This window comes from Amnibacterium kyonggiense (assembly GCF_004364555.1).
In the GTDB taxonomy this organism is placed as follows: Bacteria; Actinomycetota; Actinomycetes; order Actinomycetales; family Microbacteriaceae; genus Amnibacterium; species Amnibacterium kyonggiense.
Genome location: NZ_SOAM01000001.1, coordinates 667549 through 691736, shown reverse-complemented (window position 1 = coordinate 691736; position 24188 = coordinate 667549). Strand labels below are relative to the sequence as shown.

The 24188-nt window shown below is 73.5% G+C and carries 28 protein-coding genes; 9 read left to right on the top strand and 19 right to left on the bottom strand.

Going from position 1 to position 24188, the window contains the following annotated elements; all coding sequences use genetic code 11:
- Nucleotides 1–4 precede the first annotated feature (4 nt).
- The 4 genes from CLV52_RS03630 (at nt 5) to CLV52_RS03615 (ending at nt 3455) form a co-directional block, all read left to right on the top strand.
- Nucleotides 5–976, top strand: a complete 972-nt coding sequence (locus CLV52_RS03630) for a branched-chain amino acid ABC transporter permease (RefSeq protein WP_133764925.1) — start codon at nt 5–7, stop codon at nt 974–976.
- On the top strand, nt 969–1892 hold the full coding sequence (locus CLV52_RS03625) for an ABC transporter ATP-binding protein (RefSeq protein WP_133764924.1): 924 nt from the start codon (nt 969–971) through the stop codon (nt 1890–1892). The genes CLV52_RS03630 and CLV52_RS03625 overlap by 8 nt, the downstream gene beginning before the upstream one ends.
- Nucleotides 1885–2634 (top strand): ABC transporter ATP-binding protein, encoded by a 750-nt coding sequence (locus CLV52_RS03620; RefSeq protein ID WP_133764923.1) that lies wholly within the window; start codon nt 1885–1887, stop codon nt 2632–2634. Before CLV52_RS03625 ends, CLV52_RS03620 begins: the two co-directional genes overlap by 8 nt.
- A gap of 98 nt (nt 2635–2732) precedes the next feature.
- Nucleotides 2733–3455: a hypothetical protein gene (locus CLV52_RS03615; RefSeq protein ID WP_133764922.1), complete on the top strand. Its 723-nt coding sequence runs from the start codon at nt 2733–2735 to the stop codon at nt 3453–3455.
- An 82-nt stretch (nt 3456–3537) separates the two neighbouring features.
- Here CLV52_RS03615 and CLV52_RS03610 read toward each other — a convergent pair whose 3' ends face one another.
- From CLV52_RS03610 to groES, 3 genes are all read right to left on the bottom strand, one after another.
- A complete protein-coding gene (locus tag CLV52_RS03610; RefSeq protein WP_133764921.1) occupies nt 3538–4800 on the bottom strand; it encodes an ABC transporter substrate-binding protein in 1263 nt (420 codons plus the stop codon).
- 155 nt (nt 4801–4955) lie between these two features.
- Nucleotides 4956–5885 carry an EamA family transporter RarD gene (gene rarD / locus CLV52_RS03605; RefSeq protein WP_246017941.1) on the bottom strand — a complete coding sequence of 310 codons (930 nt, stop codon included), beginning with the start codon at nt 5883–5885 and terminating at the stop codon, nt 4956–4958.
- A gap of 116 nt (nt 5886–6001) precedes the next feature.
- A complete protein-coding gene (gene groES, locus CLV52_RS03600; protein ID WP_133764920.1) occupies nt 6002–6298 on the bottom strand; it encodes a co-chaperone GroES in 297 nt (98 codons plus the stop codon).
- Nucleotides 6299–6449: 151 nt separating this feature from the next.
- On the opposite strand from groES, the gene CLV52_RS03595 reads away from it, so the two are divergent.
- Nucleotides 6450–7631: a THUMP-like domain-containing protein gene (locus CLV52_RS03595; protein ID WP_133764919.1), complete on the top strand. Its 1182-nt coding sequence runs from the start codon at nt 6450–6452 to the stop codon at nt 7629–7631.
- 21 nt (nt 7632–7652) lie between these two features.
- Here CLV52_RS03595 and CLV52_RS03590 read toward each other — a convergent pair whose 3' ends face one another.
- From CLV52_RS03590 to tsaB, 4 genes are all read right to left on the bottom strand, one after another.
- Nucleotides 7653–7985, bottom strand: a complete 333-nt coding sequence (locus CLV52_RS03590) for a DUF4190 domain-containing protein (protein ID WP_133764918.1) — start codon at nt 7983–7985, stop codon at nt 7653–7655.
- Nucleotides 7986–8062: 77 nt separating this feature from the next.
- Nucleotides 8063–9118 (bottom strand): tRNA (adenosine(37)-N6)-threonylcarbamoyltransferase complex transferase subunit TsaD, encoded by a 1056-nt coding sequence (gene tsaD, locus CLV52_RS03585; protein WP_133764917.1) that lies wholly within the window; start codon nt 9116–9118, stop codon nt 8063–8065.
- Nucleotides 9115–9570 (bottom strand): ribosomal protein S18-alanine N-acetyltransferase, encoded by a 456-nt coding sequence (gene rimI, locus CLV52_RS03580; protein WP_133764916.1) that lies wholly within the window; start codon nt 9568–9570, stop codon nt 9115–9117. The genes tsaD and rimI overlap by 4 nt, the downstream gene beginning before the upstream one ends.
- Nucleotides 9567–10172 (bottom strand): tRNA (adenosine(37)-N6)-threonylcarbamoyltransferase complex dimerization subunit type 1 TsaB, encoded by a 606-nt coding sequence (tsaB, locus tag CLV52_RS03575; protein ID WP_133764915.1) that lies wholly within the window; start codon nt 10170–10172, stop codon nt 9567–9569. The genes rimI and tsaB overlap by 4 nt, the downstream gene beginning before the upstream one ends.
- A gap of 47 nt (nt 10173–10219) precedes the next feature.
- Between tsaB and CLV52_RS03570 the strand changes: the two genes are divergently transcribed.
- Nucleotides 10220–10807: a hypothetical protein gene (locus CLV52_RS03570; protein WP_133764914.1), complete on the top strand. Its 588-nt coding sequence runs from the start codon at nt 10220–10222 to the stop codon at nt 10805–10807.
- Here the strand turns inward: CLV52_RS03570 and tsaE are convergent.
- From tsaE to glmS, 4 genes are read right to left on the bottom strand one after another with little or no spacing between them, the layout of a single operon-like run.
- Complete coding sequence (gene tsaE, locus CLV52_RS03565; protein ID WP_133765821.1) at nt 10770–11234, bottom strand: tRNA (adenosine(37)-N6)-threonylcarbamoyltransferase complex ATPase subunit type 1 TsaE; 465 nt, start codon at nt 11232–11234, stop codon at nt 10770–10772. The genes CLV52_RS03570 and tsaE overlap by 38 nt on opposite strands.
- A gap of 32 nt (nt 11235–11266) precedes the next feature.
- The gene (alr, locus tag CLV52_RS03560) at nt 11267–12424 is read right to left on the bottom strand and encodes an alanine racemase (protein WP_133764912.1); all 1158 of its coding nucleotides are present in this window, start codon (nt 12422–12424) and stop codon (nt 11267–11269) included.
- Nucleotides 12424–12774, bottom strand: coding sequence for a holo-ACP synthase (locus tag CLV52_RS03555; protein WP_133764910.1), 351 nt, complete (start codon nt 12772–12774; stop codon nt 12424–12426). The genes alr and CLV52_RS03555 overlap by 1 nt, the downstream gene beginning before the upstream one ends.
- Before the next feature lie 22 nt (nt 12775–12796).
- Nucleotides 12797–14650 (bottom strand): glutamine--fructose-6-phosphate transaminase (isomerizing), encoded by a 1854-nt coding sequence (glmS, locus tag CLV52_RS03550; RefSeq protein ID WP_133764908.1) that lies wholly within the window; start codon nt 14648–14650, stop codon nt 12797–12799.
- A 41-nt stretch (nt 14651–14691) separates the two neighbouring features.
- On the opposite strand from glmS, the gene coaA reads away from it, so the two are divergent.
- On the top strand, nt 14692–15660 hold the full coding sequence (gene coaA, locus CLV52_RS03545) for a type I pantothenate kinase (RefSeq protein WP_162850762.1): 969 nt from the start codon (nt 14692–14694) through the stop codon (nt 15658–15660).
- A gap of 63 nt (nt 15661–15723) precedes the next feature.
- Here the strand turns inward: coaA and CLV52_RS03540 are convergent, their stop codons facing one another.
- The 6 genes from CLV52_RS03540 to CLV52_RS03515 form a co-directional block, all read right to left on the bottom strand.
- Nucleotides 15724–16191 carry a hypothetical protein gene (locus tag CLV52_RS03540; RefSeq protein WP_133764904.1) on the bottom strand — a complete coding sequence of 156 codons (468 nt, stop codon included), beginning with the start codon at nt 16189–16191 and terminating at the stop codon, nt 15724–15726.
- Nucleotides 16188–17543 carry a phosphoglucosamine mutase gene (gene glmM / locus CLV52_RS03535; RefSeq protein WP_133764902.1) on the bottom strand — a complete coding sequence of 452 codons (1356 nt, stop codon included), beginning with the start codon at nt 17541–17543 and terminating at the stop codon, nt 16188–16190. The genes CLV52_RS03540 and glmM overlap by 4 nt, the downstream gene beginning before the upstream one ends.
- 23 nt (nt 17544–17566) lie before the next feature.
- Nucleotides 17567–18049 carry a 30S ribosomal protein S9 gene (gene rpsI, locus CLV52_RS03530; RefSeq protein WP_133764900.1) on the bottom strand — a complete coding sequence of 161 codons (483 nt, stop codon included), beginning with the start codon at nt 18047–18049 and terminating at the stop codon, nt 17567–17569.
- 23 nt (nt 18050–18072) lie between these two features.
- A complete protein-coding gene (gene rplM / locus CLV52_RS03525) occupies nt 18073–18519 on the bottom strand; it encodes a 50S ribosomal protein L13 (RefSeq protein WP_133764898.1) in 447 nt (148 codons plus the stop codon).
- 176 nt (nt 18520–18695) lie between these two features.
- A complete protein-coding gene (truA, locus tag CLV52_RS03520) occupies nt 18696–19583 on the bottom strand; it encodes a tRNA pseudouridine(38-40) synthase TruA (protein ID WP_133764896.1) in 888 nt (295 codons plus the stop codon).
- 36 nt (nt 19584–19619) lie between these two features.
- Nucleotides 19620–20549 (bottom strand): GNAT family N-acetyltransferase, encoded by a 930-nt coding sequence (locus CLV52_RS03515; RefSeq protein ID WP_133764894.1) that lies wholly within the window; start codon nt 20547–20549, stop codon nt 19620–19622.
- Between the two features lie 45 nt (nt 20550–20594).
- Here CLV52_RS03515 and CLV52_RS03510 point away from each other — a divergent pair, with 45 nt between their 5' ends.
- Both CLV52_RS03510 and aroD read left to right on the top strand, forming a co-directional pair.
- Entirely contained in the window at nt 20595–21647 is a 1053-nt protein-coding gene (locus CLV52_RS03510; RefSeq protein WP_133764892.1) for an ATP-dependent DNA ligase, read from the top strand.
- The gene (aroD, locus tag CLV52_RS03505; RefSeq protein ID WP_162850695.1) at nt 21644–22414 is read left to right on the top strand and encodes a type I 3-dehydroquinate dehydratase; all 771 of its coding nucleotides are present in this window, start codon (nt 21644–21646) and stop codon (nt 22412–22414) included. Before CLV52_RS03510 ends, aroD begins: the two co-directional genes overlap by 4 nt.
- 9 nt (nt 22415–22423) lie before the next feature.
- Here aroD and ligD read toward each other — a convergent pair whose 3' ends face one another.
- Nucleotides 22424–23449, bottom strand: coding sequence for a non-homologous end-joining DNA ligase (ligD, locus tag CLV52_RS03500; protein WP_133764889.1), 1026 nt, complete (start codon nt 23447–23449; stop codon nt 22424–22426).
- A gap of 128 nt (nt 23450–23577) precedes the next feature.
- Nucleotides 23578–24186 carry a 50S ribosomal protein L17 gene (gene rplQ / locus CLV52_RS03495; RefSeq protein ID WP_133764887.1) on the bottom strand — a complete coding sequence of 203 codons (609 nt, stop codon included), beginning with the start codon at nt 24184–24186 and terminating at the stop codon, nt 23578–23580.
- Nucleotides 24187–24188 lie beyond the last annotated feature (2 nt).

The following is a 24188-nucleotide window of genomic DNA, read 5'->3' as shown; positions in this document are numbered from 1 at the left end:
GACCATGGACTTCAGCTTCCTGCTGCTGGCGCTCGGCCAGATCATCTCGCCGCAGACCATCGCGTACGCGCTCGCGGCCCTGGGCCTCGCGGTCCAGTTCGGCTTCACCGGCCTCCTGAACTTCGGCCAGGCGGGCTTCATGGCGATCGGCGGCTACGCGTTCGCGATCACGACGCTGCGCCTCGGGTTCCCGTTCTGGTTGGCGGTGCTCTCGACGCTCGTCGCGACCACGGTGATGGCCCTGATCCTCGGCATCCCGACGCTGCGCCTCCGGGCCGACTACCTCGCCATCGTGACGATCGCGGCGGCGGAGATCATCCGCTACGTCGTGAAGACCCCGGACCTCATCCCGATCACGGGCGGCTCGGACGGCCTGAACGGCGCCGCGGTCACGTTCGACGCGCTGAACCCCATCCCGCCGGGGTCGTACGGGTTCGGACCGCTCCGCTACGACGAGAACGACCTCTGGATCATCCTCGTCGGCTGGGTCTTCGTGATCGTCGTCGCGCTGCTCGTGCGCCAGCTCATGCGCAGCCCCTGGGGCCGTGTCATCAAGGGCATCCGCGAGGACGAGGACGCCGTGCGCAGCCTCGGCAAGAACGTCTTCTCCTACAAGATGCAGAGCCTGATCCTGGGCGGCGCGCTCGGCGGCCTGGCGGCGATCATCAACATCATCCCGACCTCGCTGCAGCCGGACAACTACGGCACGCAGACCACGTTCTTCCTGCTGACGATCATCCTGCTCGGCGGCGCGACGACGGTGTTCGGGCCGCTCGTCGGGGCGATCGTGTTCTGGATCGTGCTGTCCCTGGCCGACGGCTTCCTGTCGCTCGCCGTGCAGTACCACTGGCTGCCGATCACGACCATCCAGCAGGGCCCGGTGCGGTTCATCATCGTGGGTGTGGCCCTGATGCTCATCGTGATCTTCAGGCCGTCCGGCCTGATCGGCAAGAAGCGGGAGGCGTTCTTTGCCTGACACGACCGCGGAGCGCGCGGCGCTCATCGACGGCGCGCCGGCGCCCGGCGTGAAGAAGACCGACCCGATCGTCGTCGCGGACGGCGTGCAGCGCACGTTCGGCGGCGTCCACGCCGTGGACGTCGACCACGTGGAGATCCCGCGCGGCGCCATCACCGCGCTGATCGGCCCGAACGGCGCCGGGAAGACGACGTTCTTCAACCTGCTGACCGGCTTCGACAAGCCGAACCACGGCTCCTGGTCGTTCGACGGGAAGCCGATCGGCGGCGTGCCCGCCTACAAGGTCGCCCGCCGCGGCATGATCCGCACGTTCCAGCTGACGAAGGCCCTGTCGATGCTCTCCGTCATGGAGAACATGCGGCTCGGGGCGCAGGAGCAGCCGGGCGAGAACATCGCCCGCGCCCTCGTGCCCGCGCTGTGGCGGCGTCGCGAGCAGCAGATCACCGAGCGCGCGCAGGACCTGCTCGCCCGCTTCAAGCTCGACGCGAAGGCCGACGACTTCGCCGCGAGCCTGTCCGGCGGGCAGCGCAAGCTGCTCGAGATGGCGCGCGCGCTGATGAGCGACCCGAAGATGATCATGCTCGACGAGCCGATGGCGGGCGTGAATCCGGCGCTGACGCAGTCGCTGCTGCACCACATCCTCGACCTCAAGTCGAGCGGCATGACCGTGCTCTTCGTCGAGCACGACATGCACGTCGTCCGCGAGATCGCGGACTGGGTGATCGTGATGGCCGAGGGGCGCATCGTCGCGGAGGGCTTCCCCGACGAGGTGATGTCCGACCAGGCCGTCATCGACGCCTACCTCGGCTCGCACCACGACACGGACCTCGGCGACCTCACGGAGGAGCAGCAGGCGGAGCTCCTCGACGAGACGCAGGCCGAGGTCGAGCGCGAGGAGGACCGCACCGATGGCTGACGAGATCGTCCTGCGCACGGACGCCCTGCACGCGGGCTACCTGCCGGGCATCAACATCCTGAACGGCTGCACCGTCGAGGTCGGCAAGGGCGAGCTGGTCGGCATCATCGGCCCGAACGGCGCCGGCAAGTCGACCCTGCTGAAGGCGATCTTCGGGCAGGTGAACATCCGCAGCGGCAGCGTCACGCTCCGCGGCGAGGACATCACCGGGCTCGGCGCCGACAAGCTCGTGACGAAGGGCGTCGGGTTCGTCCCGCAGACGAACAACGTGTTCCCGAGCCTCACCATCCAGGAGAACCTCGAGATGGGCGTCTTCCAGCGCCCCAAGCTCTACGCCGAGCGCATCGACGAGGTCGTCGGCCTGTTCCCCGAGATGAAGAAGCGCCTCAAGCAGCGGGCCGGCTCGCTCTCCGGCGGCGAGCGGCAGATGGTCGCGATGTCGCGGGCGCTCATGATGGACCCGTCGGTGCTGCTGCTCGACGAGCCCTCCGCCGGCCTCTCCCCCGTCCGCCAGGACGAGACGTTCCTCAACGTCGCGCGCGTGAACCGCGCCGGCGTCTCGGTGCTGATCGTCGAGCAGAACGCCCGGCGGGCGCTGCAGATCTGCCACCGCGGCTACGTGCTCGACCAGGGCCGCGACGCGTACACGGGCAAGGGCCGCGAGCTGATGAACGACCCCAAGGTGATCGAGCTCTACCTCGGCACCCTCGCCGCCGACCAGGAGAAGGCGCGCAAGCCCTGACGACGCCGAGCAGGGCGGCGGCCGGCGCGGTCGCCGCCCTGCTCGCCTGCGCGCTCGGCGGCTGCTCGTCCCCCGCGGCGCCGACGACGCTGCCCGGCGTGTCCATCCGGGTGCTGCAGTACCGGTCCGACATCGCGCCCGACCAGGTGCAGCTCCGGGTCGTCAACGGGTCGGAGGAGCGCATCGTGGTGCGAGCTGCGGCCCTCCGCGGATCCGGCTGGACGCCCGCGCTGCGCTGGTCCGACGACGATCCGGCCGAGATCGGCGCGGGCGTCGTGGTCGACCTGCCTGCGCGGCTCACCACCGCCGACTGCGGGTCGACGACGCGCCTCAGCGGCCTCCTGCGGCTCGCTGACGGCACGACGCGATCCGTCCGGGCCGTCGACGAGCACGGGACGCTCCGCGGGCTCCACGCGGCCGACTGCTTCCGCGAGCGCGCGGCGCGCACCGCCTCGCTCGCCGTCGCGGCGTTCCGGCCGCACGGCAGGACCGCGGAGGTCGACCTGGCCGTGATCGGCGGCGCCGCCGCGGCGGCGGGCATCGAGATCGAACGGGTGCTGCCGACCCCGCTGCTCTCCCCCGCGGGCGGCACCGAGCTGTGGACGATCGGCCGCCGCTTCACGGCGTCGGGGCGGCTCGCGCTCCGCACCGTGCCGACCCGCTGCGACCTGCACGCGATCGCCGAGGACAAGGTCGGCACGGTGCTCCCCGTGCAGCTGCGCCTCGCGGACGGCGCACGCGGCACCGTCCCGGTGCGGGCGCCGAAGGCGATCAAGGACGCGGTGCTCGCCTGGGTCGTCCGCGCCTGCGGCGACGACTGACGCCGACCGCCCGGCCCCGGGAACGACGGAGGGCGTGGAGCCGGCCGGAGCCGACCCCACGCCCTCCGCGCGGTGGTGGGACCTACTGCTTGGTCAGGTCGCCGAACTCGGAGCCGACAGCCGAGCTGGTGTTGCCCTTCGCGTACTTGTAGATCGAGATGTACGCCTGCGACGGGTCGCCGTTCTTGTCGAGCGAGATCGGGCCCGAGACGCCGTCGTAGTCGATGTTCTTCGTGCCCGCCTTGACGAGCTTCGCGCACTCGGCGAACGACTTGCACTTCTCGCCGCCAGACGACACCTGTGCGAGGTTGTCGCGGATCGTGGTGCCGTCGGTCTTGCCACCGACGAGCGCCGCGAGCGCGATGAGGGTCGTGGCGTCGTAGGACTCCGGCGCGTAGGAGAAGACGCTGAGCTCCTTGTCGCCGTCGCTCTTCACCTGGGCCTGCAGGCGGCTCTTGAAGTCGTCCGTCGCGACGACGCCCGGGTTCGTGAACTGGGCGCCGGCGATGTCGACGTTCTTGAAGTCGGGGGTGATGACGCCGTAGTTGCCGTCCGCGCCCCAGACCTTGCTGAACGGGTAGCCCGCCTTGTCGATCTCCTGCGCGATCGACTTGATCTGGTCGAACGAGATCACGACGAGCGCGTCCGGCTTCGACGCCAGGGCCTTGGAGACCTCGGCGGAGAAGTTCGTCGCGTTCGGGTCGAACGAGACGTCGGCCGCGACCGTGCCGCCGCCGCCCTCGATGGCGCTCTTCACGTTCGTGTTGAGGCCCTGGCCGTAGGAGTCGTTCTGGTACAGCACGGCGACGTTGATCGCGCCGCCCTTCAGCACGGCCTGCCCGAGCACGCGGCCCTGCAGGACGTCCGACGGGGCGTCGCGGAAGTAGTAGCCGTCGTCCTTGTACGTCGTGAACGTCGGCGACGTGTTCGCCGGCGAGAACTGCACGACCTTCGCCTTGACGATCTGGTCGATCACCGAGAGCGAGACGGACGAGGACGCGGCGCCGACGATGGCGCTCACACCGGAGGACAGCAGCGACGTCACCGACTGCGTGGCGATGTTCGTGCTGGTGTCGCCCGAGTCCTTCTGGATCGAGGTGACCTTGATGCCCGCGTCCGCCTTGTTGATGTCGGCGACCGCGAGGTTCACGCCGGCGATCTCGGGCGGGCCGAGCACCGCGAGGGTCCCGGTCTGCGGCAGCAGCGTGCCGATCTTCAGGTCCAGCGGGCCGGACGAGCTCGAGGTGTCGCTCGGCGAGCCGGAGCAGGCGGTCAGCGCGACCGCGAGCGCGGCCGTCGATGCGATCGCCAGCGCCGCGCGGCGTCCGCGTCGGGTTCCAGGCATGGATGTCCTAACTTCTCGGTTCAGGGCAGGTCCACATCGCACGGACGCGTGGTGGACATCCGCAACCTACGGCGAACAGGTTCCGGCCATGTTTCGGCGGCCCCGAGATGACGATTCGTTGCGAATCCGTGACCGTCCGGCCCGGTGGGCGGTGGTCAGGCGACCGGGTCGGGCTCCACGCGGGCGATCCCCCGCGATCTGCCGCGCACCAGGGACTCCCCCACCAGCACGACGAGGGCGACCCAGACGAGGACGAACCCGGTCCAGCGCCCCGTCGACATCGGTTCGTGCAGCACGGCCACGCCGATGGCGAGCTGCAGGATCGGCGCGATGTACTGCAGGAACCCGACGACGGACAGCGGCAGGCGCCGCGTGGAGGACGCGAACAGCAGCAGCGGGACGGCGGTGCCGACACCGGCGGACGTGAGCATCAGGGTCGGGAACCACCCCGCGGAGCCCCATGCGAGCCCGGAGGTCGACCCGACGACGACCAGCTGCACCACGGCGACCGGGACGAGCCAGGCCGTCTCGAGCGTCAGGCCCGAGACCGCGTCGATCCGCCCGGCCCGCTTCTTCACGAGCCCGTAGAGGCCGAACGACGCGGCGAGCGCGAGGGAGATCCACGGCAGGGAGCCGGTCTCGATCGCGAGCACGACGACGGCGAGGACGCTCACGCCGATGGCGACCCACTGGAGGGTGCGCAGCCGCTCCTTCTGCACGACCACGCCGAGCAGGACCGTGACGATGGGGTTGATGAAGTAGCCGAGCGCGGCGTCGACGACGCGGCCCGACGTGGACGCGATGACGTAGACGGTCCAGTTCGCCCAGATGAGCGCGCCCGCGAGGGCGAACGACGCGACCGCGCGGCGATCGTGCAGCACGCTGCGGAACCGGCCGAAGCCCCGGGTCACGAGCAGCAGCAGCGCGCAGAACACGAGGGAGAAGAGGATCCGCCAGGCGACGATCTCGAACGGGCCCGCCGGCCGCATCAGCAGGAAGTAGACGGGCATCGCGCCCCAGAGGGCGTAGGCGCCGATCCCGAACAGCAGGCCGGCCCTCGTCGATGCCCGCGCCTCGCTCGTCACCGGAGCACGCTAGTGCCCGCCGGCTCCGATGCCGTCGCGCGACGGGCGTCCGGCGGTGCCGGGGAACGGGAAGGGGCCCGCGCCGTGCGGCGCGGGCCCCTCCTCGGATGCTGCGATCAGCGGACGACGACCGCCAGGACGTCGCGCGCGGACAGGACGAGGTAGTCCTCGCCCGACACCTTGACCTCGGTGCCGCCGTACTTCGAGTAGATGACGCGGTCGCCGACGGCGACGTCGAGCGGCACGCGATTGCCGTTGTCGTCGATCCGGCCCGGACCCACCGCGACGACCTCGCCCTCCTGGGGCTTCTCCTTCGCGGTGTCGGGGATGACGAGACCCGACGCGGTCGTCTGCTCGGCCTCGACCTGGCTGATCACGATGCGATCCTCGAGCGGCTTGATGGAGACCGACACGGTCCACCTCTGCTTTCCCGTAGAGCTACTGAGAGCTGCTTCCACACGTTCGATTGGCACAGGAGCATGTCGAGTGCCAGCCCCCAACACTAGATGTCCCCTGGCACTCATGCAATGCGAGTGCCAGCGCCGCGGCGCCTACGGTGGACGGATGGAACGGAGCGAGCTCGAAGCGCTCCTCGACCCCCGCGTGCTCGCCGCCATCGACGACGAGGCGCGGCCCGAGACGCCGGCCGATGTGCTCGCCAGATCGACCGCGCTGCGCCGCGCGGGCTTCGCGCCCGAGCAGGCGGCGGCCGTGCTCACCCAGGCGGCGCTGCGCCGCCGGGCCCGGGCGAAGTTCGGCGAGTTCGCGGACCGGATGCTCTTCACGCGGGCGGGGCTGGAGCAGGCGACCCGGCTCGACGTCGCCGCTCGGCACGCGGCCCGCTTCCGCTCGTCCGGTGCGCGGACCGTCGCCGACCTCGGCTGCGGGATCGGCGGCGACGCCCTCGCCCTGGCCGCGGTCGGGCTGCGCGTGCTCGCGGTCGAGCGCGACGAGGTCACCGCGGTGCTCGCGCAGTACAACCTGGCTCCGTTCCCGGAGGCGGAGGTCGTGGTCGACGACGCCGAGCGGGTGGGCCTCGGGGCCGCGGACGCGGCCTGGATCGACCCCGCGCGCAGGACGCCTGGCCACGCGGACACGAAGCGGGTCGGCGCTGCCGACTACTCGCCGTCGCTCGACTTCGCGGACCGGGTCGCGGCGCGGCTGCCGACGGGCGTGAAGCTGTCCCCGGCGCACGACCGCTCGGCGATTCCTGACGGCGCCGAGGCCCAGTGGGTCTCCGACCGCGGGGAGGTCGTCGAGCTCGTGCTCTGGCGCGGCGGGCTCGAGCGCGACGGCGTCCGCCGAGCGGCCCTCGTGACGGGACCGGGCGGGACCGCCGAGCTCACCGCGTCCGAGGACGCGGAGGACGAGCCGGTCGGACCGCTCGGGGAGCACGTCTACGAGCCGGACGGCGCCGTGATCCGGGCGCGGCTCATCGGCGACGTCGCCCGGACGACCGGCACGCGTCCGCTCGGGCCGGGGATCGCCTACCTCACCGGGGACGACTTCTCCCCGTCGCCGTTCCTCACGGCCTTCACGGTCGACGCGGTGCTGCCCTTCGACGCGCGACGCATCAGGACCGAGCTCCGCGCCCGCGGCGTCGGCCGCCTCGAGATCAAGAAGCGGGGCGTCGACCTCGACCCGGCCGCGTTCCGCCGGGAGCTCGCGCTCCGCGGCGACGAGGACGCCGTCCTGATCGTCACGCGGACGGCGGACCGCCGCGTCGCCCTCCTCTGCCACCGCTGAGCGGGGCGCTCCGCAGCCGGATCAGGGCGCCGTGCTGTTGAACGCGCCCTGCGAGGCCGCGACTCCAAGGAGGACGAAGAACGCGATGATCACGACGAGCGAGATGACGAAGCCGATGATGCCGGTGATGATCCCGGCGAGGGCGAGTCCCCGGGCCTGCGGCTCCCGACGTCGCCCGATGAAGCCGAGGATCGCGCCCGCGGCGCCGAAGAGCAGGCCGATCCAGAAGAAGGAGGTGAGGATGCCGAGGATGCCGCCGATGAGCGACAGGATGCTCAGGATCGGTGTCTTCGCGGGCGCTGCCGACCCCGTGTACGGCGTGGAGGTCGGGGGCTGGGGCTGGTAGTCGCTCATGGCTCCTCATCGCGGGATGTGTGGGCCACATGCTCCCAGCGTGCAAGGACGACCGTCAACGGACACGCAGGGAACCGTCAGGCGATGAGGACCTGGCCGACCGGCAACGTCGAGTCGACGCCGAAGCCCGCGCCGCTCGGCGCGACGCCCGCATCGACCAGCCGCGCGCCGAGGCCGGCGATCATCGCGCCGTTGTCCGTGCACAGGTCGAAGGGCGGGATGCGCAGCTGGACCCCGGCCGCGGCCGCCCGCTCGGCGGCGACGTCGCGGAGGCGCCGGTTGGCGACGACCCCGCCGCCGAGCAGCAGGCGCGGGACGCCCGTCTCCCGGCACGCGTCCAGGGCCTTCGTCACGAGCACGTCGACGACCGCCTCGCGGAAGGACGCGGCGACGTCCCCGATCGCGAGGTCGCCCTCGGCGCGCTCGACGTGCCGCGCGACCGCGGTCTTGAGCCCGGAGAAGGAGAAGTCGAACCGGTGCCGCTCGCGGTCCTTGGCGGCGGTGAGCCCGCGCGGGAAGCGGATCGCGGCCGGGTCCCCGTCGACCGCGGCGCGGTCGATCGACGGCCCGCCCGGATAGGCCAGGCCGAGCAGTCGGGCGGTCTTGTCGAAGGCCTCCCCCGCCGCGTCGTCGAGGGTCTCCCCGAGCAGCTCGACGTCGTCGACCAGGCCGCGGACGAGGAGCAGGGAGGTGTGGCCGCCGGAGACGAGGAGGGCGACGGTCGGCAGCTCGACCGGGCGCGCCTCCTCCCCGGCGCCGTGCAGCTGATCCGCCGTGACGTGCCCCACCAGGTGGTTGACGCCGTAGAGCGGCTTCCGCGCGGTGACGGCGAGCGCCTTCGCGGCGCCGACGCCGACCATGAGCGCGCCGGCGAGGCCCGGGCCCGCGGTCACGGCGACGGCGTCCAGGTCGGTGATGCCGACGCCCGCGACCTCGAGAGCCCGCTCGAGCGTCGGCCGCATCGCCTCGAGGTGCGCTCGGGCGGCGATCTCCGGCACGACACCGCCGTACCGCGCCTGCTCGTCGACGGAGGAGGCGATGACGTTCGCGAGGACCTCCCGCCCGCGGACGACGCCCACGCCGGTCTCGTCGCAGGAGCTCTCGATGCCGAGGACGAGCGGACCGGTGCTCATCGCGCCTCTCCCAGGTCGAGCCGCATGACGATCGCGTCGACGCCGTCCGGCTGGTAGTACCGCGGGCGGCGGCCGACGACCGCGAACCCCCGCGACGCGTAGAGGCGCTGGGCGACCGGGTTGTCGGCCCGCACCTCGAGGAAGACCCGGTGGGCGCCACGCATCGATGCCGTCTCGAGCATGTGCTCGAGCAGCGCGGCGCCGATGCCCTTCCCGCGGTGGGCGGCGGTCACCGCGATCGTGAGGACGTCGGCGTCCCCGCTGCCCTGCGGTGCGAGGACGGCGGCGTACCCGACGATCCCGTCGTCGGACTCGGCGACGAACGCGTCACCGGTCGCGAAGGTCTCCCGCATCGCGTCGACCGACCACGCATCGGTCGGGAAGCTCGCCCGCTCGATGTCCATCACCGCGTCGAGGTCGGCGAACGTGCCGGCGCGGACCGGCGCCGTCATCCGAGCACCGACTTCCGCGCCGTCGCGATCGTGACGTCCGGGCTGCGGAGGTAGCGGGCCTCCTGCGGCTCCGGCGCGATGTCCGCCGCGCGTCGGAGCGCCGCGACGGCGCCGAGCAGCCCGGCGTCGACGGCGCCGAGCACCTGCGGCAGCGCGGGGATCGACTCCTCCGGGCCGACCGTCGGCTCGCCGTCCCGGACGGGTACGCCCGCCGCGTCGAGTCGTCGGTAGACGGTCGCGAACCGCTCGCGGCGCTTCGCGTCGGCGACGACGACGAAGGCGGGCCGCACGCCGCGGCGGACCGCCGCGAGGGCGACGGCGTCGTGGCTCAGCACCGGCAGCTCGACCGCGCCGAGCACGAGCGCGGCCGCGCGGGCGGCGGCCATCCCGACGCGGAGCCCCGTGAACGGCCCGGGCCCGACGCCGTAGGCGACCGCCTCGATCGTCGGGCGCCCCGCGCGGTCGAGCACCGCCTCGAGCATCGGGCCGATGTGCTCGGCGTGCGCGCGGACGTCCTCGTCGAGGAGCGCCGCGACGACCGCGCCGTCGTCGGCGACGACCGCGGCGGACGTCGCGCCGGAGGTGTCGATGGCGAGCAGCACGGGAGAAGAGCCTACGAGCGGGCGGAGGGACGGGATACCGTGCGACGGTGGCGACCGATCCTGCGGACAGGGAGGCGCTCCGGCAGCGGCTCTACCGCCCGGGCGTCTCGCCGGACGACCTCGCCGCCTACCTGGGGGTCGCGGAGGCGACGACGATCGACCCGGCCGGCTCGCCGGCGGTAGTCGCGCCCGCCGGCGAGCGCGGTCCGTCGCTCCGGCCGTTCGTGATCGGCGGCCTCGGCGTGCTCGTCGTGGCGGCCTTCGGCGGCGCGCTCCTGGTCGGGGGCCGCGCAGCGCCCGAGCAGGCCTCCGTCTCGACGCCCGCGCCGACCGCGGCGGTCGACACGGGCCGGCCCGACGGGGACCAGGGATGGTTCGTGACCTTCGGGACGGAGCCCGTCTTCGACGGCGGCGAGCGGGATCGTGCCCGCGGCGCCGCGGTCGCCGAGGGGCCGGACATGGTGCGCTACACGGTGGCGTCCGGCGACACCGTCGGCGCGGTCGCGCAGCGGTTCTCCCTCTGCCTGAGCGACGTGCTGCTCGCGCTCCCCTACGGCGCCGCCCAGGCGGCGATGCCGCCGGACCAGACGCTCGAGCTCAGCCGGTCGTCGACGCGGACGCCCCCGGACTGCTGATCCCCGGCCCTCCGGATCGGAGCACGCCCTCGGCCCAGCGCGGTCCGGTGCCCTCGAGCTCCACGGACCGGGTGTCGTCGGCCGCGCGGTCGATGCGGATCTCGAGCATCGAATCGCTGATCCCGTCGACCATGCCGGCGCCCCACTCCACGAGGACGACGGCGGCCTCGTAGTCGAGGTCGAGGTCGTCGAGCTCCGCCGGCGAGCCGAGCCGGTACGCGTCGACGTGGACGAGCGGCGGGCCGTCCGTCAGCGAGGGGTGCGTGCGCGCGAGCACGAACGTCGGGCTCGAGATCGGGCCGCGGACGCCGAGCCCCTCGCCGATCCCGCGGCTGAGGGTCGTCTTGCCCGCGCCGAGCGGCCCGGTCAGCACGACGAGGTCACCCGCGCGCAGGCGGCGGCCGAGCCCGACGCCGAACTCCTCCATCGCCTCGGGGTCCGGCACGACGAGGTGCTCGATCACGTCGGCTCCCGCTCGACCCGCGGTCCGATTCGGGTGACGATCTCGTAGCCGATCGTGTCCGCCCACGCGCCCCACTCGTCGGCCGACGGCGCACCGGTCGCGGGATCGCCGAAGAGCACGACCTCGTCACCGACCCGCACCTCGTCGTCGCCGACGTCGACGAGGAACTGGTCCATCGCGATGCGCCCGCGCACGGGGCGCCGGACGCCGCCGAGCAGCACCTCCGCGCGGCCCGAGGCGGCCCGCGGCACCCCGTCCGCGTACCCCAGCGGCACGAGGGCGAGCGTCGTGGCGACGTCCGCGCGCCAGACGTGGTCGTAGGAGACGCCGGTGCCCGGCGCGATGCGGCGCACGGCGGCGACCTCCGTCGCGAGCGTCATCGCCGGGCGCAGCCCCGCCGGCACCCGTGCGGCGTCGCCGAAGGGCGAGACGCCGTAGATCCCGATGCCGCAGCGCACCATCGTGTACGCGGCCTGCGGACGGGACACGGCCGCCGCCGTGCTCGACAGGTGCAGCAGCGCGGGATCCAGCCCGGCGCCGCGCGCGAGGCGGACCGCGTCGGCGAAGCGCTCCTCGGCGAGCGCGTCCTCCGCCGCCGAGGTGTTCGCGAGGTGGCTGAACAGCCCCCGCACCCGGATCGCGCCCTCGTGCTCGAGCGCAGCGGCCGTCTCGAAGACCCGCCCCCACGCCGGCGCCTCGACGCCGTTCCGCGACAGCCCGGTGTCGAGCTTGATCTGCACCGCGGCGCCGGGCGCGGTCGCCGCGACCCGCTCGACCTGGACCTCGGAGGACACGCCGAGGTCGATCCCCGCGGCGGCGATCTCGCCGAAGTCGGCGTCGGTGTGCAGGATCCAGGCGAGGATCGGCGCCACCACACCCGCCCGGCGGAGCGCCAGCGCCTCGTCCGGGTCCGCGGTGCCGAGCCAGGTCGCGCCGCCCGCGAGCGCCGCCCGGGCCGCCGTCGCGGCACCGTGCCCGTACCCGTCGGCCTTCACGACGGCGAGGAACTCGGGCGTGCCGGCGATCTCGCGGAGCACGCGGACGTTGTGCTCGATCGCGCCCGTGTCGATCCGCGCCCGCCGGACCGGCGCGGTGCCGGAGCGCGGGTCGAGCGCCGGCTCGCCGGCGCCGGGGAGGACGCGGAGCCGGCCCATCAGCCCTCCAGCACCACGAACGCGGAGGCGATCCCGGCGTCGTGGCTCAGCGACAGGTGCGTCGTCGTCACGCCGAGCAGGGCGAGCCGCGTCGCGACCTCGCCGGTCGTCACCAGACGCGGCCGTCGGGACGGGTCGCTCTTCACCACCATGTCCTGCCAGCTGAAGCCGCTCGAGTCGCCCGAGGCCTTGATGAGCGCCTCCTTCGCCGCGAATCGGGCGGCGAGGGAGGACAGCGGCAGGTCCCGCTCGCTCCGGGCGAAGAGGCGGTCGCGCAGCGGCGGCGTCCGCTCGAGCGACCGGCCGAACCGCGCGATGTCGACGACGTCGACCCCGATGCCGAGGATCATCCGCGGCCCCGGATGAGCAGGGTCACTCGACCGTCACCGACTTCGCGAGGTTGCGCGGCTGGTCGACGTCCAGCCCCTTCGCGGCCGCGAGCTCCATGGCGAACTGCTGCAGCGGCGCGACGGCGAGCAGCGGCTCGAACATCGGTCCGGCGAGCGGGATGCGCAGCACCTCGTCCGCGAACGGCAGCACGGCCACGTCCCCGGCCTCCGCGATCGCGAGGACGTGGGCGCCGCGGGCGCGGATCTCCTGGATGTTCGACACCACCTTCGGGTGAAGGCTGGAGGAGTCGCGCGGGCTCGGGACGATGACGAAGACGCGCTGGCCCGGCTCGATCAGCGCGATCGGCCCGTGCTTCAGCTCCCCCGCGGCGAAGCCCTCCGCGTGGATGTAGGCGAGCTCCTTCAGCTTCAGCGCGCCCTCGAGCGCGACCGGGTACCCGACGTGCCGACCGAGGAAGAGCACGCTGCGGGTGTCCGACATCTGCCGGGCCATCTCCCGGACCTCGTCGCCCTGCAGCAGCACCTCCTGCAGCTTCGCCGGGAGCGCCTGCAGCTCGGCGACGAGCGCGCGCGACTGCTCGTCGGCGAGCGCGCCCCGCACGCGGCCGAGGTGCAGCCCGAACAGGTACAGCGCGACGACCTGCGCGGTGAACGCCTTCGTCGACGCGACCGCGACCTCCGGACCGGCCCGCGTGTAGAGCACGGCGTCGGACTCGCGCGCGATCGTCGCGCCCTGGGTGTTGCAGATGGAGAGCGTCCGCGCACCCCGCTCGCTCGCGTACTTGACCGCCATCAGCGTGTCCATGGTCTCGCCGGACTGGCTGATGGAGACGACGAGGGTGTTCGGCCCGAGCACGGGGTCGCGGTAGCGGAACTCGTGCGCGAGCTCGACCTCGACCGCGACGCCGGCCCACTTCTCGATCGCGTACTTGCCGAGCAGCCCGGAGTAGGCGGCCGTCCCGGCCCCGAGGACGACGATGCGGTCGACCGAGCGGAGGGTCTCGTCGTCGAAGCCGTCCGCGATCTCATCGAGGACGACGAGCCCGTCGTGCACCCGGCCGAGGAGTGTCTGCTCGAGCGCCTCCGGCTCCTCGCTGATCTCCTTCGCCATGAAGCTCGACCAGCCGCCCTTCTCGGCGGCGGAGGCGTCCCAGGCGACCTCGTACTCCTCGCCCTCCACCGGCTCGCCCGCGAAGTCGGTCAGCTCGATGCCGTCCGGGCGGATCGCGACGATCTGGTCCTGCCCGATCGCGAGCGCGCGCCGCGTGTACTCGACGAAGGCCGCGACGTCGGAGCCGAGGAACTGCTCGCCGTCGCCGAGGCCGACCACGAGCGGCGAGTTCCGGCGGGCGCCGACGACGAGGCCCGGTTCGTCCGCGTGCACCGCGAGGAGGGTGAACGCGCCGTGCAGCCGCCCGACGACCGCGCGGAACGCGGTCAGGAGGTCGCCCGAGCGGCGGTACTCGCGGCCGAGCAGCACCGCCGCGACCTCCGTGTCCGTCTCGCTCGAGAAGGTGAAGCCCTCGTCGAGGAGCTCGTCCTTCAAGGACGCGAAGTTCTCGATGATCCCGTTGTGGATCAGTGCGAGCCTGCCGTCGTCGCCGAGGTGCGGGTGCGCGTTCGCGTCCGTCGGGCCGCCGTGCGTGGCCCAGCGGGTGTGGCCGATGCCGGTCCGCGCGTCCGGCAACGGCGCGCGGAGCAGGTCGCCCTCCAGCACGCCGAGCTTGCCCGCGCGCTTGTGCGTCACGAGCGCGCCGTCGTCGTCGATCACCGCGACGCCGGCCGAGTCGTACCCGCGGTACTCGAGCCGCTTCAGCCCGCCGACGAGCACGTCGATGGCGGCCCTTGGTCCCACATATCCGACGATCCCGCACACCATGCCGAGCCTATCCGCCGCCCGATCAGGGGACAGGTGCGATCGCTAGGCTCGTCGCCGTGTCGGATCGCACCGCGGCGGCTGGCGGTCACGGCCCGAGCCCCTTCATCGAGATCGAGCGCGCCCGCTGGGCGGCTCTCGCGCAGGGCGTGCCGCAGCCGCTCCGCCCCGACGAGCTGCACCGGCTCGCGGGCCTCGGGGAGCCGCTCGACGAGCGGGAGGTCGCGGAGGTCTACCTCCCCCTCAGCCGCCTGCTCAACCTGTACGCGACCGGCGCGCGGCAGCTGCACGCGACCACCCGCTCGTTCCTCGGGATCCGTGAGGAGACCACGCCCTTCGTGATCGGCGTCGCCGGCTCCGTCGCGGTCGGGAAGTCGACGGTCGCGCGCCTCCTCCGGGAGCTGCTCTCCCGCTGGCCGGACACCCCGAAGGTCGAGCTGGTGCCCACCGACGGGTTCCTGCACTCGAACGCCGTGCTCGAGCGGCGGGGCATCCTCGACCGCAAGGGGTTCCCGGAGTCGTACGACCGCCGCGGCCTGCTGCGCTTCGTCACCGCGGTGAAGAGCGGTGCGGCGGAGGTGCGGGCGCCGTTCTACTCGCACGAGCGCTACGACATCGTCCCGGGGGCGGAGCTGGTCGTCCGGCGCCCCGACATCCTGATCATCGAGGGCCTGAACGTGCTGCAGGCGCCCACCCGCGAGGGCCTCGCGGTCAGCGACCTGTTCGACTTCGGCGTCTACGTGGACGCCCGCACGCACGACATCGCCGAGTGGTACGTCCACCGGTTCCAGCAGCTGCAGACGGCCGCGTTCTCGAGCCCCGCGTCGTACTTCCACCGCTTCGCCGACCTGGGGCCGGAGGAGTCGCGCGAGACCGCGCTCGGCTACTGGCGGTCGATCAACGAGCCGAACCTGCGGGACAACATCCTGCCCACCCGGTCCCGCGCCACGCTCGTGCTGAAGAAGGCCGAGGACCACGCGGTCCGCTCGGTCCTGCTCCGCAAGATCTGACCCGGAGCGCGGTGGTCTCGGCACCGGCGCGGAGCGCACGGCTCGACCACCGCGGGCGGAGGGTCACCGCGACCGCGACCGCCACCGCGTGAGGGCGGCACCGACGGTGCCGAAGAGGACGAACACCCCGAGCTGCCACGGCGCGAACACGAGCACGTAGAGGTACGTCAGATGCAGCGCGCGCTCCGGAGGCGCGAGGACCTGCCCGGACGCGTAGGCGATCTGCGCCTGGTCGGGCGGCCACACCTGCAGCAGCACCGCGCCGGCGATCACGGCCGCGACGGCGATCGCGACGCGCGGCCAGAGGCGCTGCGTCCGGAGCTGGACGACGCTCGTCACGAAGACCGACAGCGCGAGCACGCCGGCGACGTAGGCGAGCGTCGTGATGATCGCGAGCGCGTCCCAGCCCGCGGGCACGACGAACCACGCCAGGACGATGATCGGCAGGCACAGCGCGATCGCGACCAGCAGCAGCCGCCGCATCCCCCGGCGCCGGGTCTCGGGGTCCGGGGGCGGCGCGACGCGGCTCACGGGGCGGGGGCGAGCGCGAGCCGCTCGCGCACCACCTCGGCGAGCGCTGCGGCGACCGACTCCGCCGTGTCGTGATCGGCGGCCTCCACCATGACGCGGACGACCGGCTCGGTCCCGGAGGGACGCAGCAGCACGCGACCGGCGTCGCCGAGCTCCAGCTCGGCCGCGGCGACCGCGGCGACGAGGTCCGGGTCGTCCGTCCGAGCGCGGTCGACGTCGCGGACGTTGATCATGACCTGCGGATAGATCGTGACGGCGGCGGCGAGCTCGGCGAGCGTCCTGCCGGTGCGCGCGACCTCCGCCATGACCGACAGCCCCGTGAGCAGGCCGTCGCCGGTCGTGGCGTGCGCGGTGAGGATGACGTGGCCGGACTGCTCGCCGCCGAGCGAGTAGCCGCCCTCCCCGAGCGCCTCGAGCACGTAGCGGTCGCCCACCCTGGTCGTGACGACGTGGATCCCCTCGCGCTCCATCGCGCGGCGGAGCCCCAGGTTGCTCATGACGGTGGCGACGAGCGTGTCGCGCTGCAGGACGCCGCGCGCCTTCATCGCGATCGCGAGGATCGCCATGATCTGGTCGCCGTCGACGACGTTCCCATCCGCGTCGACCGCGAGGCAGCGGTCCGCGTCGCCGTCGTGCGCGATGCCCGCGTCGGCGCCGTGCTCGAGCACCGCGGCCTGCAGCGGCCCGAGGTGCGTGGAGCCGACGCCGTCGTTGATGTTGACGCCGTCCGGATCGTTGCCGATCACGATGACCTGCGCGCCGGCGTCGGTGAAGACCTCCGGCGAGACGCCCGCCGCGGCGCCGTTCGCGCAGTCGAGGACGATCTTCAGCCCGTCGAGGCGGTGCGGCAGCGCGCCGAGGAGGTGGACGACGTAGCGGTCCTCCGCGTCCGCGAACCTGTCGATGCGGCCGACCTCGGCGCCCGTCGGAGCCAGGGGCGCAGCCGCCATCGCGGCCTCGATGCGGTCCTCGACGTCGTCGGTCAGCTTCGCGCCGCCCGCGCCCAGGACCTTGATCCCGTTGTCGGGCGCAGGGTTGTGGGAGGCGGAGATGACGACGCCGAAGTCGGCGCCGATGTCCGCGATGAGGAACGCGGCCGCCGGGGTCGGGATGACCCCGGCGTCCAGCACATCGACGCCCGAGCCCGCGAGACCCGCCGCGACCGCCGCCGAGATGAACTCGCCGGAGATCCGCGGGTCTCGCGCGAGGACGGCGACAGGACGGCGGCCGCTCGAGCGCGGACCGTCGCCCAGCACGTGCGCGGTCGCCTGCGCGAGGGACAGGGCCAGTTCGGCCGTGACCTCGCGGTTGGCGAGACCGCGCACGCCGTCCGTGCCGAAGAGCCGTGGCATCGAGCGGTGGTGCGGGGAGGCGATCAGCGCTTGGAGAACTGCGGCGCCTTGCGCGCCTTCTTCAGACCGGCCTTCTTGCGCTCCTTGACCCGCGCGTCGCGGCTCAGGAAGCCGGCCTTCTTCAGGCCGGGCCGGTTGTTCTCCTCGTCGATCTGGTTCAGCGAGCGCGCGATGCCGAGGCGGAGCGCACCGGCCTGGCCCGAGGGGCCGCCGCCGGAGATCTTCGCGATGACGTCGTACGCGCCCGAGAGCTGCAGGATCGTGAAGGGGTCGTTGATCAGCTGCTGGTGCAGCTTGTTCGGGAAGTAGTCCTCGAACGTGCGGCCGTTGACCGTGATCGTGCCGCTGCCCGGGACGAGCCGGACGCGGGCGATCGCCTGCTTGCGGCGGCCGACGGCGGCACCCGGGACGGTGAGCGGCGGGCGCTCGACGGCGGGAGCGGTCTCCGGCGCGGAGGAGGTGCTGAAGGTCGCCGGGGTGTCGATGGAGTCTGCGATGCGTGCCATGTCTCGTGCTTCTCTTCCGGTGCCTACTGGGCGACCTGGGTCAGGGTGTAGGGCGTGGGCTGCTGCGCGGCGTGCGGGTGCTCGGGACCCGCGTAGACCTTCAGCTTCTTGATCTGCGCGCGGCCGAGGGAGTTCTTCGGCAGCATGCCGCGGATCGACTTCTCCACGGTGCGCTCCGGCTGCTTCTCCAGCAGCTCCGAGTACTTCGTCGCCGTGAGACCGCCCGGGTAGCCCGAGTGGCGGTACGCGAGCTTCTCGTCGCGCTTCGAACCCGTCAGCGCGACCTTGTCGGCGTTGATGATGATGACGAAGTCGCCGCTGTCGAGGTGCGGGGCGAAGGTCGGCTTGTGCTTGCCGCGGAGGAGGGCGGCGGCGTGGCTGGCCAGACGGCCCAGCACGACGTCGGTGGCGTCGATGACGACCCAGTCGTGGGTGATCTCGCTCGCCTTGGGGCTGTACGTACGCGTCACTGTGTGCACGCTTCCTGTTCGAGGTGGTCGTGGATCCCGCTCCGATGCCGGTTCCATGGGGCCTGACGGACCCGGAACGAGCGCTGGAGGGCTCGAAGCCGCACGGGAGCGTTCCCGCAGGGCCGGTCTACTGTACCCGATCCGCGGGCCGGGCGCGTCGCGGCCGCCGCAGCGGCTCAGCGCGGCTCGTCGGGCAGCGTGCGGCGGGCCCGCGCCTGCTCCGCCTGGGCAGCGAGGTCCGCGTCGGGCGGGTAGCCGACCTCGACGAGCGTCAACCCGTGCGCCGGCGCGACGGCGAACTCGTTCGAGCGGGCGGACGCGTTCAAGAGGTCGGCGAGGCGCTCCGGGGCGATGCGGCCCGAGCCGACCGCCATGCTCGCACCGACCAGTGCGCGGACCATGCTGTGGCAGAACGCGTCCGCGCGGACCTCGGCGACGAGCACGCCGCGCGGATCCCGGTCCCACGTCAGCGCCTGCAGCTCGCGGATCGTCGTCGCCCCCGGCCGCGGCTTGCAGAACGCCGCGAAGTCGTGCAGGCCGACGAGGCCGCGCGCGGCGGCCCGCATCCGATCCTCGTCGAGCTCGCGCGGGGAGACGGCGGTGCGGTGCCGATCGATCGGATCGCGCGCCGTCAGGCGGTCTGCGATGCGGTAGCGGTACCGGCGGAAGACCGCGCTGAAGCGGGCGTCGAAGCCCGCCGGCGCCGTCGTGGAGCGCTGCACGACGAGATCGCCCGCCGCCGCGAGGAGGCCGGTCAGCCGGCGCGCGACGCCCTCCACCTCGGCCGCGCCGTCGTGCCGCCGCGTCAGCGCCTCGAGCTGGGCGGGCGTCAGGTCGACGTGCGCGACCTGCCCGCTCGCGTGGACGCCCGCGTCGGTGCGTCCGGCCACCACGAGCCGCGGCGGCTCCCCCGCCGCCCGGCCCGTCGCGACGGCGAGGGCGCCCTCGAGCTCGCCCTGCGCGGTCCGCAGCCCGGGCTGCGCCGCCCAGCCCGCGAATCCGGTGCCGTCGTAGGCCACGTCGAGCCGCACCCGCACGGATCCCGCCCGATCGGATCCGTCCATGCCTCCATCGTGGCGGATCACGGAGGGCCACCGCGCTCAGAGCGAGTGCTGCCAGACCGTCGCCCGCTCGACGGTCCGATACCCGACCGCCCCGTAGACCCCCACCGCGCCGGTCGGACTGTCGGCGTCCACCTCGAGCGTCGTCTCGAGCAGTCCCTCCTGCGCGGCGGCGGCCAGCGCCGCGGTGAGGAGCGCGCGGGCGACGCCCCTGCCGCGGTGCGCGCGCGCCGTGCCGACGAGCGGGACGTAGGCGTCGTCGGGCTGCTCCGGCACGCGCTGGACGAGCACGAACCCGGCGACGTCGCCCTGCGCGTCGACGGCGATCCGGCTCAGCGCGCGATCGAGGTGCGGACCGAGCATCCGCGTGCGCCACTGCTCCGGCCCGTCGGCGACGCCCTGCCAGTGGTCGTGGAAGGCGGCGTTCTTCGCGACGCGCGTCGCCTCGTCGAGCCCCGGGTCGAACGGCACGGCGCGCAGGTCCGCCGGCAGCGGCAGCACGGCCGGACCGCCGAGCAGCGAGCGCCGCATGGTGAGGAACGTCCGCGCCTCGTGGAAGCCGAACCGACGCGCCACCGCCGCGGGTCCGCGCCCGTCGACGCTGCGCACGCCGGCGAGCCCCGCGTCCGGATGCAGCTCGGCCGCCCGCGCGAGCTGGAAGCGGAGGAGCACGCGGCCGATCCCCCGGCCCCGCGCGGCGGGCGCGACGCCCCCGCGGAGCCGCACGGGCCCGTCCCCGGGCCGCCACACGATGCTCGCCGCCACCGGAGTCCCGTCGCGCGTGCCGATCACGATCGCCTCCGCGGGGTCGAGGACCCGCAGGAGGTCCTCCGTGCCGCTCACGCCCTGCATGTGCCCCGGATCGTCGACCGCGTCGGCGGCGGCCATGATCTCGGTCAGCTCGGCGACGTCGTCCGCGTGCCCGGGCCGCCACGCCACCCCGTCGACCTCGTCCGGGAAGCGCGTCACGACCCCATCCTGCTGCCGATCCGCCGCGGCGGGCAGGATGTCCCCATGCCGCTGCCCGTGGACCACACGATCGAGCCGATGCTCGCCAAAGCGGTGTCGGCCGTGCCGGCCGTCGCGCCCGGCGGGGGCCGGCTGCTCTACGAGCCGAAGTGGGACGGGTTCCGCGGCGTCGTCGCCTACGACGGCGAGACGGTCGAGATCGGCAGCCGGGGCGGGAAGACGCTGACCCGCTACTTCCCGGAGCTCGTCGAGGGCCTCGCCGCGGCGCTGCCGGGCCCCTGCGTGCTCGACGGCGAGGTCGTCGTGCCGACGGGTGCGGCCGGGGCGCAGCGGCTCGACTGGGAGGCGCTGTCGCAGCGGATCCATCCCGCCGCCTCGCGGATCGCCAAGCTCGCGACCGAGACGCCCGCGTCCTTCATCGCGTTCGACCTGCTCGCCGACGGCGACCGCTCGCTCATCGACGAGCCCTTCCTCGAGCGGCGCGGCGCCCTCGAGGCGCTGCTCCCCTCCCCAGACGCGCCGCTCTTCGTCACCCGCGTCACGGACGACGCCGCACTGGCGGAGCGCTGGCTCGCGGAGTTCGAGGGCGCGGGGCTCGACGGGGTCGTCGCGAAGCCGGTCGACGGCGCCTACGCACCCGGCAAGCGGTCGATGCTGAAGATCAAGCACCACCGGACCGCGGACGTGATCGCGACGGGCTACCGCGTCCACGCGAGCGGGCACGGCGTCGGATCGCTGCTGCTGTCGCTCTACGACGAGGACGGGACGCTGCGCCAGGTCGGCGGCGTCTCCGCGTTCACCGCGCAGGTGCGCGACGCCCTCATCGACGAGCTCGCGCCCCTCGTGGCGCGCGACGAGGACGGCGAGCCCGTCCGGGGCCAAGGCGAGCGGAACCGGTTCTCGTCCTCGAAGGACACCTCGTTCGTCGTCCTCCGCCCGGCGCGCGTGCTCGAGGTCCGGTACGACCAGATGGAGGGCGACCGCTTCCGGCACACCGCGCAGTTCGAGCGCTGGCGCCGGGACCGCGACGCGCGGTCCTGCACCTTCGAGCAGCTCGACGTGCCGCACGCGTACGACCTCGGCGCGGTGCTGACGTGACCGTGCGGGTCGGCTCGGTCGAGCTCGGCACCGGTCGGCCGAAGGTGTGCGTCCCGCTCACGAGCGCGTCGCTGCGCGAGCTGCAGGCGGAGGCCGCCGCGGTCACGCCGGCCGCCGCCGACCTGGTGGAGCTGCGGATCGACCGCCTCGACGGCGCCACCGACCAGCGGGCGGTCCGCGAGGCGATCGACCTCGTCGGCGTCGCGCTCGATCCGTCGCTGCCCGTCCTGCTGACCTTCCGCACCGCGGCCGAGGGCGGCGGCGCGGCGATCCCAGCGGAGGCCTACCGCGACCTGCTGATCCGCTCGTCGGCGTCGGACGTCGTCGACGCCGTGGACGTCGAGGCGGCGCTGCCGCGCGAGGTCGTCGACGCGATCATGGAGGGGGTGCACGCCGAGGGCAAGCCCGTCGTGCTGTCGTTCCACGATCTGCAGGGGACGCCCTCCCGGCAGGAGATCGTCGGCCGACTCGTGGGCCAGCAGGCGCTCGGGGCGGACGTCGTCAAGCTCGCGTGCACCCCGCAGACGCCGGAGGACGTGCTGACGCTGCTCGCCGCGACGGCCGACTACACCGCGCGGCCCGATGCCCGGCCCGCGATCACCATGGCGATGGGCGGGCTGGGCGTCGTCTCCCGGCTCGCCGGCGAGACGTTCGGCTCGTGCGTCACCTTCGGGACGGTCGGCGCCGCGAGCGCACCGGGCCAGGTCGACGCGCTCCGCCTCCGCGACGCCCTCGACCTCCTCCACACGGCGGTGCGCGCCTCTTGAGCCGGGCGCCTAGTCGGGCTTCCTCGCCCGGGACGGCTGGACGCGCGGCGGCTCGCCGGGCATCTTCGGGTAGTCGGGCGGGAACGGAAGCTCACCCTCGCCGTTCGCGACGTCCCGCTCCCACCACGCGAGCAGCGTCTCGATGCCGCCGGCCCGGCCGTGCATGTCGGCCCACGGGTCGCCGATCGCCGCGAGCCGGTCCGGGACGGTGCGGACCGTGAACGAGGACGGGTCGACCCCCGCCTCCAGCTCCTCCCACGACACCGGCGTCGACACCGTCGCGGCCGGCAGGGGCCGCGGGCTGTAGGCGCCGGCGATGGTGCGGTCGCGCGCCGCCTGGTTGTAGTCGAGGAAGATCCGCTCCCCGCGCAGCTCCTTCCACCACGCGGTCGTGACCGCGTCCGGGCGCCGGCGCTCCAGCTCGCGCGCCGCTGCGATCACCGCGTGCCGCACGTCGAGGAACTCCCAATCGGGTCGGATCGGCGCGTACAGGTGCAGACCGCGGTTGCCGGACGTCTTCACGAACGCGGTCAGTCCCGCCTCGGCGAGCACCTCCCGCATCCCGAACGCCGCGGTCGTCGCCTCGGCGAGCGCGGTCCCGGGCTGCGGGTCGAGGTCGATGCGCAGCTGGTCCGGGTTGTCGGGATTCTCAGCCCTGGACGGCCACGCGTGGAACACGACCGTGTTCATCTGCGCGGCCCACACGATCGCGGCGGGCTCGTCGAAGACGAGCTGCGGGTGCACCCGGCCCGACGGGTACGTCACGTCGACCGTCCGGATCCAGTCGGGGGCGCCCTTCGGCGGGTTCTTCGAGAAGTAGGACTCCCCCGTCACGTCGCCGCCGAAGCGCTGCAGCGACACCGGCCGATCGCCGTTCGCGGCGAGGAAGGCGTCCGCGACGGCGACGAAGTACTCGACGAGCTGCAGCTTCGTGATGCCGGCCTCCGGCCAGACCAGCCGCGACGGGCTCGAGACCCGCATGGACCTCGTGCCGTGCGGCCCGTCCACGTCGACGGTGGTCGCCTCGCTCGCCATGCGCCGAGCGTAGAGCAGGGCCCTCGACCGCTCTCGTCCCGAGCGCCCGGGACGCGGAAGGGCCCGCACACCGATCGGTGTGCGGGCCCTGCCGTGCTGTGGTGCGATCGCGTGTGCGACGCAGCGGATCAGGAGGCCGGCGTCGCCGGCTTCTCGTCCGGAACGGTCGGCTCGTCCGCGGCGGGGGCCGGCGCCTCCGGCGCGTCCGCGCCGGTCTCGGCGGCCGACTCCTCGACCTCGGTCGCGGCCGGCGTCTCCGACTCGGCCTCGATCGGGGCGGACTCCTCGACGGTGTTCGTCTCCTCGACCGGCACGTCCGACGCAGCGGGCGCAGCCGCGGCGGCCGGAGCCGTGCGGGTGCGCGAGCGCTTCGGGGTGACCGGCTCGAGCACGAGCTCGATGACCGCCATCGGGGCGTTGTCGCCCTTCCGGAAGCCCGTCTTCACGATGCGGGTGTAGCCACCCTGACGCTCGGCGACGAGCGGCGCGATCTCCGTGAAGAGCTCGTGCACGACCGTCTTGTCGCCGATGGTGCGCATCACGCGACGACGGGCGTGGAGGTCGCCGCGCTTCGCGAACGTGACGAGGCGCTCCGCGACCGGGCGGAGGCGCTTGGCCTTCGCCTCGGTGGTCTGGATGGAGCGGTGCTCGAACAGCTGCGAGGCGAGCTGGCCGAGCAGCATGCGCTCGTGCGCCGGTCCGCCGCCGAGACGCGGTCCCTTGGTGGGCCTGGGCATGG

Excerpts from the sequence above, each read along its gene's own strand:
- CLV52_RS03630 (WP_133764925.1), top strand. The coding sequence starts at position 5 with ATGGACTTCAGCTTCCTGCTGCTGGCGCTCGGCCAGATCATCTCGCCG.
- CLV52_RS03620 (WP_133764923.1), top strand. The coding sequence starts at position 1,885 with ATGGCTGACGAGATCGTCCTGCGCACGGACGCCCTGCACGCGGGCTAC.
- CLV52_RS03610 (WP_133764921.1), bottom strand. The coding sequence starts at position 4,800 with ATGCCTGGAACCCGACGCGGACGCCGCGCGGCGCTGGCGATCGCATCG.
- CLV52_RS03595 (WP_133764919.1), top strand. The coding sequence starts at position 6,450 with ATGGAACGGAGCGAGCTCGAAGCGCTCCTCGACCCCCGCGTGCTCGCC.
- CLV52_RS03590 (WP_133764918.1), bottom strand. The coding sequence starts at position 7,985 with ATGAGCGACTACCAGCCCCAGCCCCCGACCTCCACGCCGTACACGGGG.
- tsaD (WP_133764917.1), bottom strand. The coding sequence starts at position 9,118 with ATGAGCACCGGTCCGCTCGTCCTCGGCATCGAGAGCTCCTGCGACGAG.
- rimI (WP_133764916.1), bottom strand. The coding sequence starts at position 9,570 with ATGACGGCGCCGGTCCGCGCCGGCACGTTCGCCGACCTCGACGCGGTG.
- tsaE (WP_133765821.1), bottom strand. The coding sequence starts at position 11,234 with ATGGAGGAGTTCGGCGTCGGGCTCGGCCGCCGCCTGCGCGCGGGTGAC.
- alr (WP_133764912.1), bottom strand. The coding sequence starts at position 12,424 with ATGGGCCGGCTCCGCGTCCTCCCCGGCGCCGGCGAGCCGGCGCTCGAC.
- CLV52_RS03555 (WP_133764910.1), bottom strand. The coding sequence starts at position 12,774 with ATGATCCTCGGCATCGGGGTCGACGTCGTCGACATCGCGCGGTTCGGC.
- glmM (WP_133764902.1), bottom strand. The coding sequence starts at position 17,543 with ATGCCACGGCTCTTCGGCACGGACGGCGTGCGCGGTCTCGCCAACCGC.
- rpsI (WP_133764900.1), bottom strand. The coding sequence starts at position 18,049 with ATGGCACGCATCGCAGACTCCATCGACACCCCGGCGACCTTCAGCACC.
- truA (WP_133764896.1), bottom strand. The coding sequence starts at position 19,583 with ATGGACGGATCCGATCGGGCGGGATCCGTGCGGGTGCGGCTCGACGTG.
- CLV52_RS03510 (WP_133764892.1), top strand. The coding sequence starts at position 20,595 with ATGCCGCTGCCCGTGGACCACACGATCGAGCCGATGCTCGCCAAAGCG.
- ligD (WP_133764889.1), bottom strand. The coding sequence starts at position 23,449 with ATGGCGAGCGAGGCGACCACCGTCGACGTGGACGGGCCGCACGGCACG.
- rplQ (WP_133764887.1), bottom strand. The coding sequence starts at position 24,186 with ATGCCCAGGCCCACCAAGGGACCGCGTCTCGGCGGCGGACCGGCGCAC.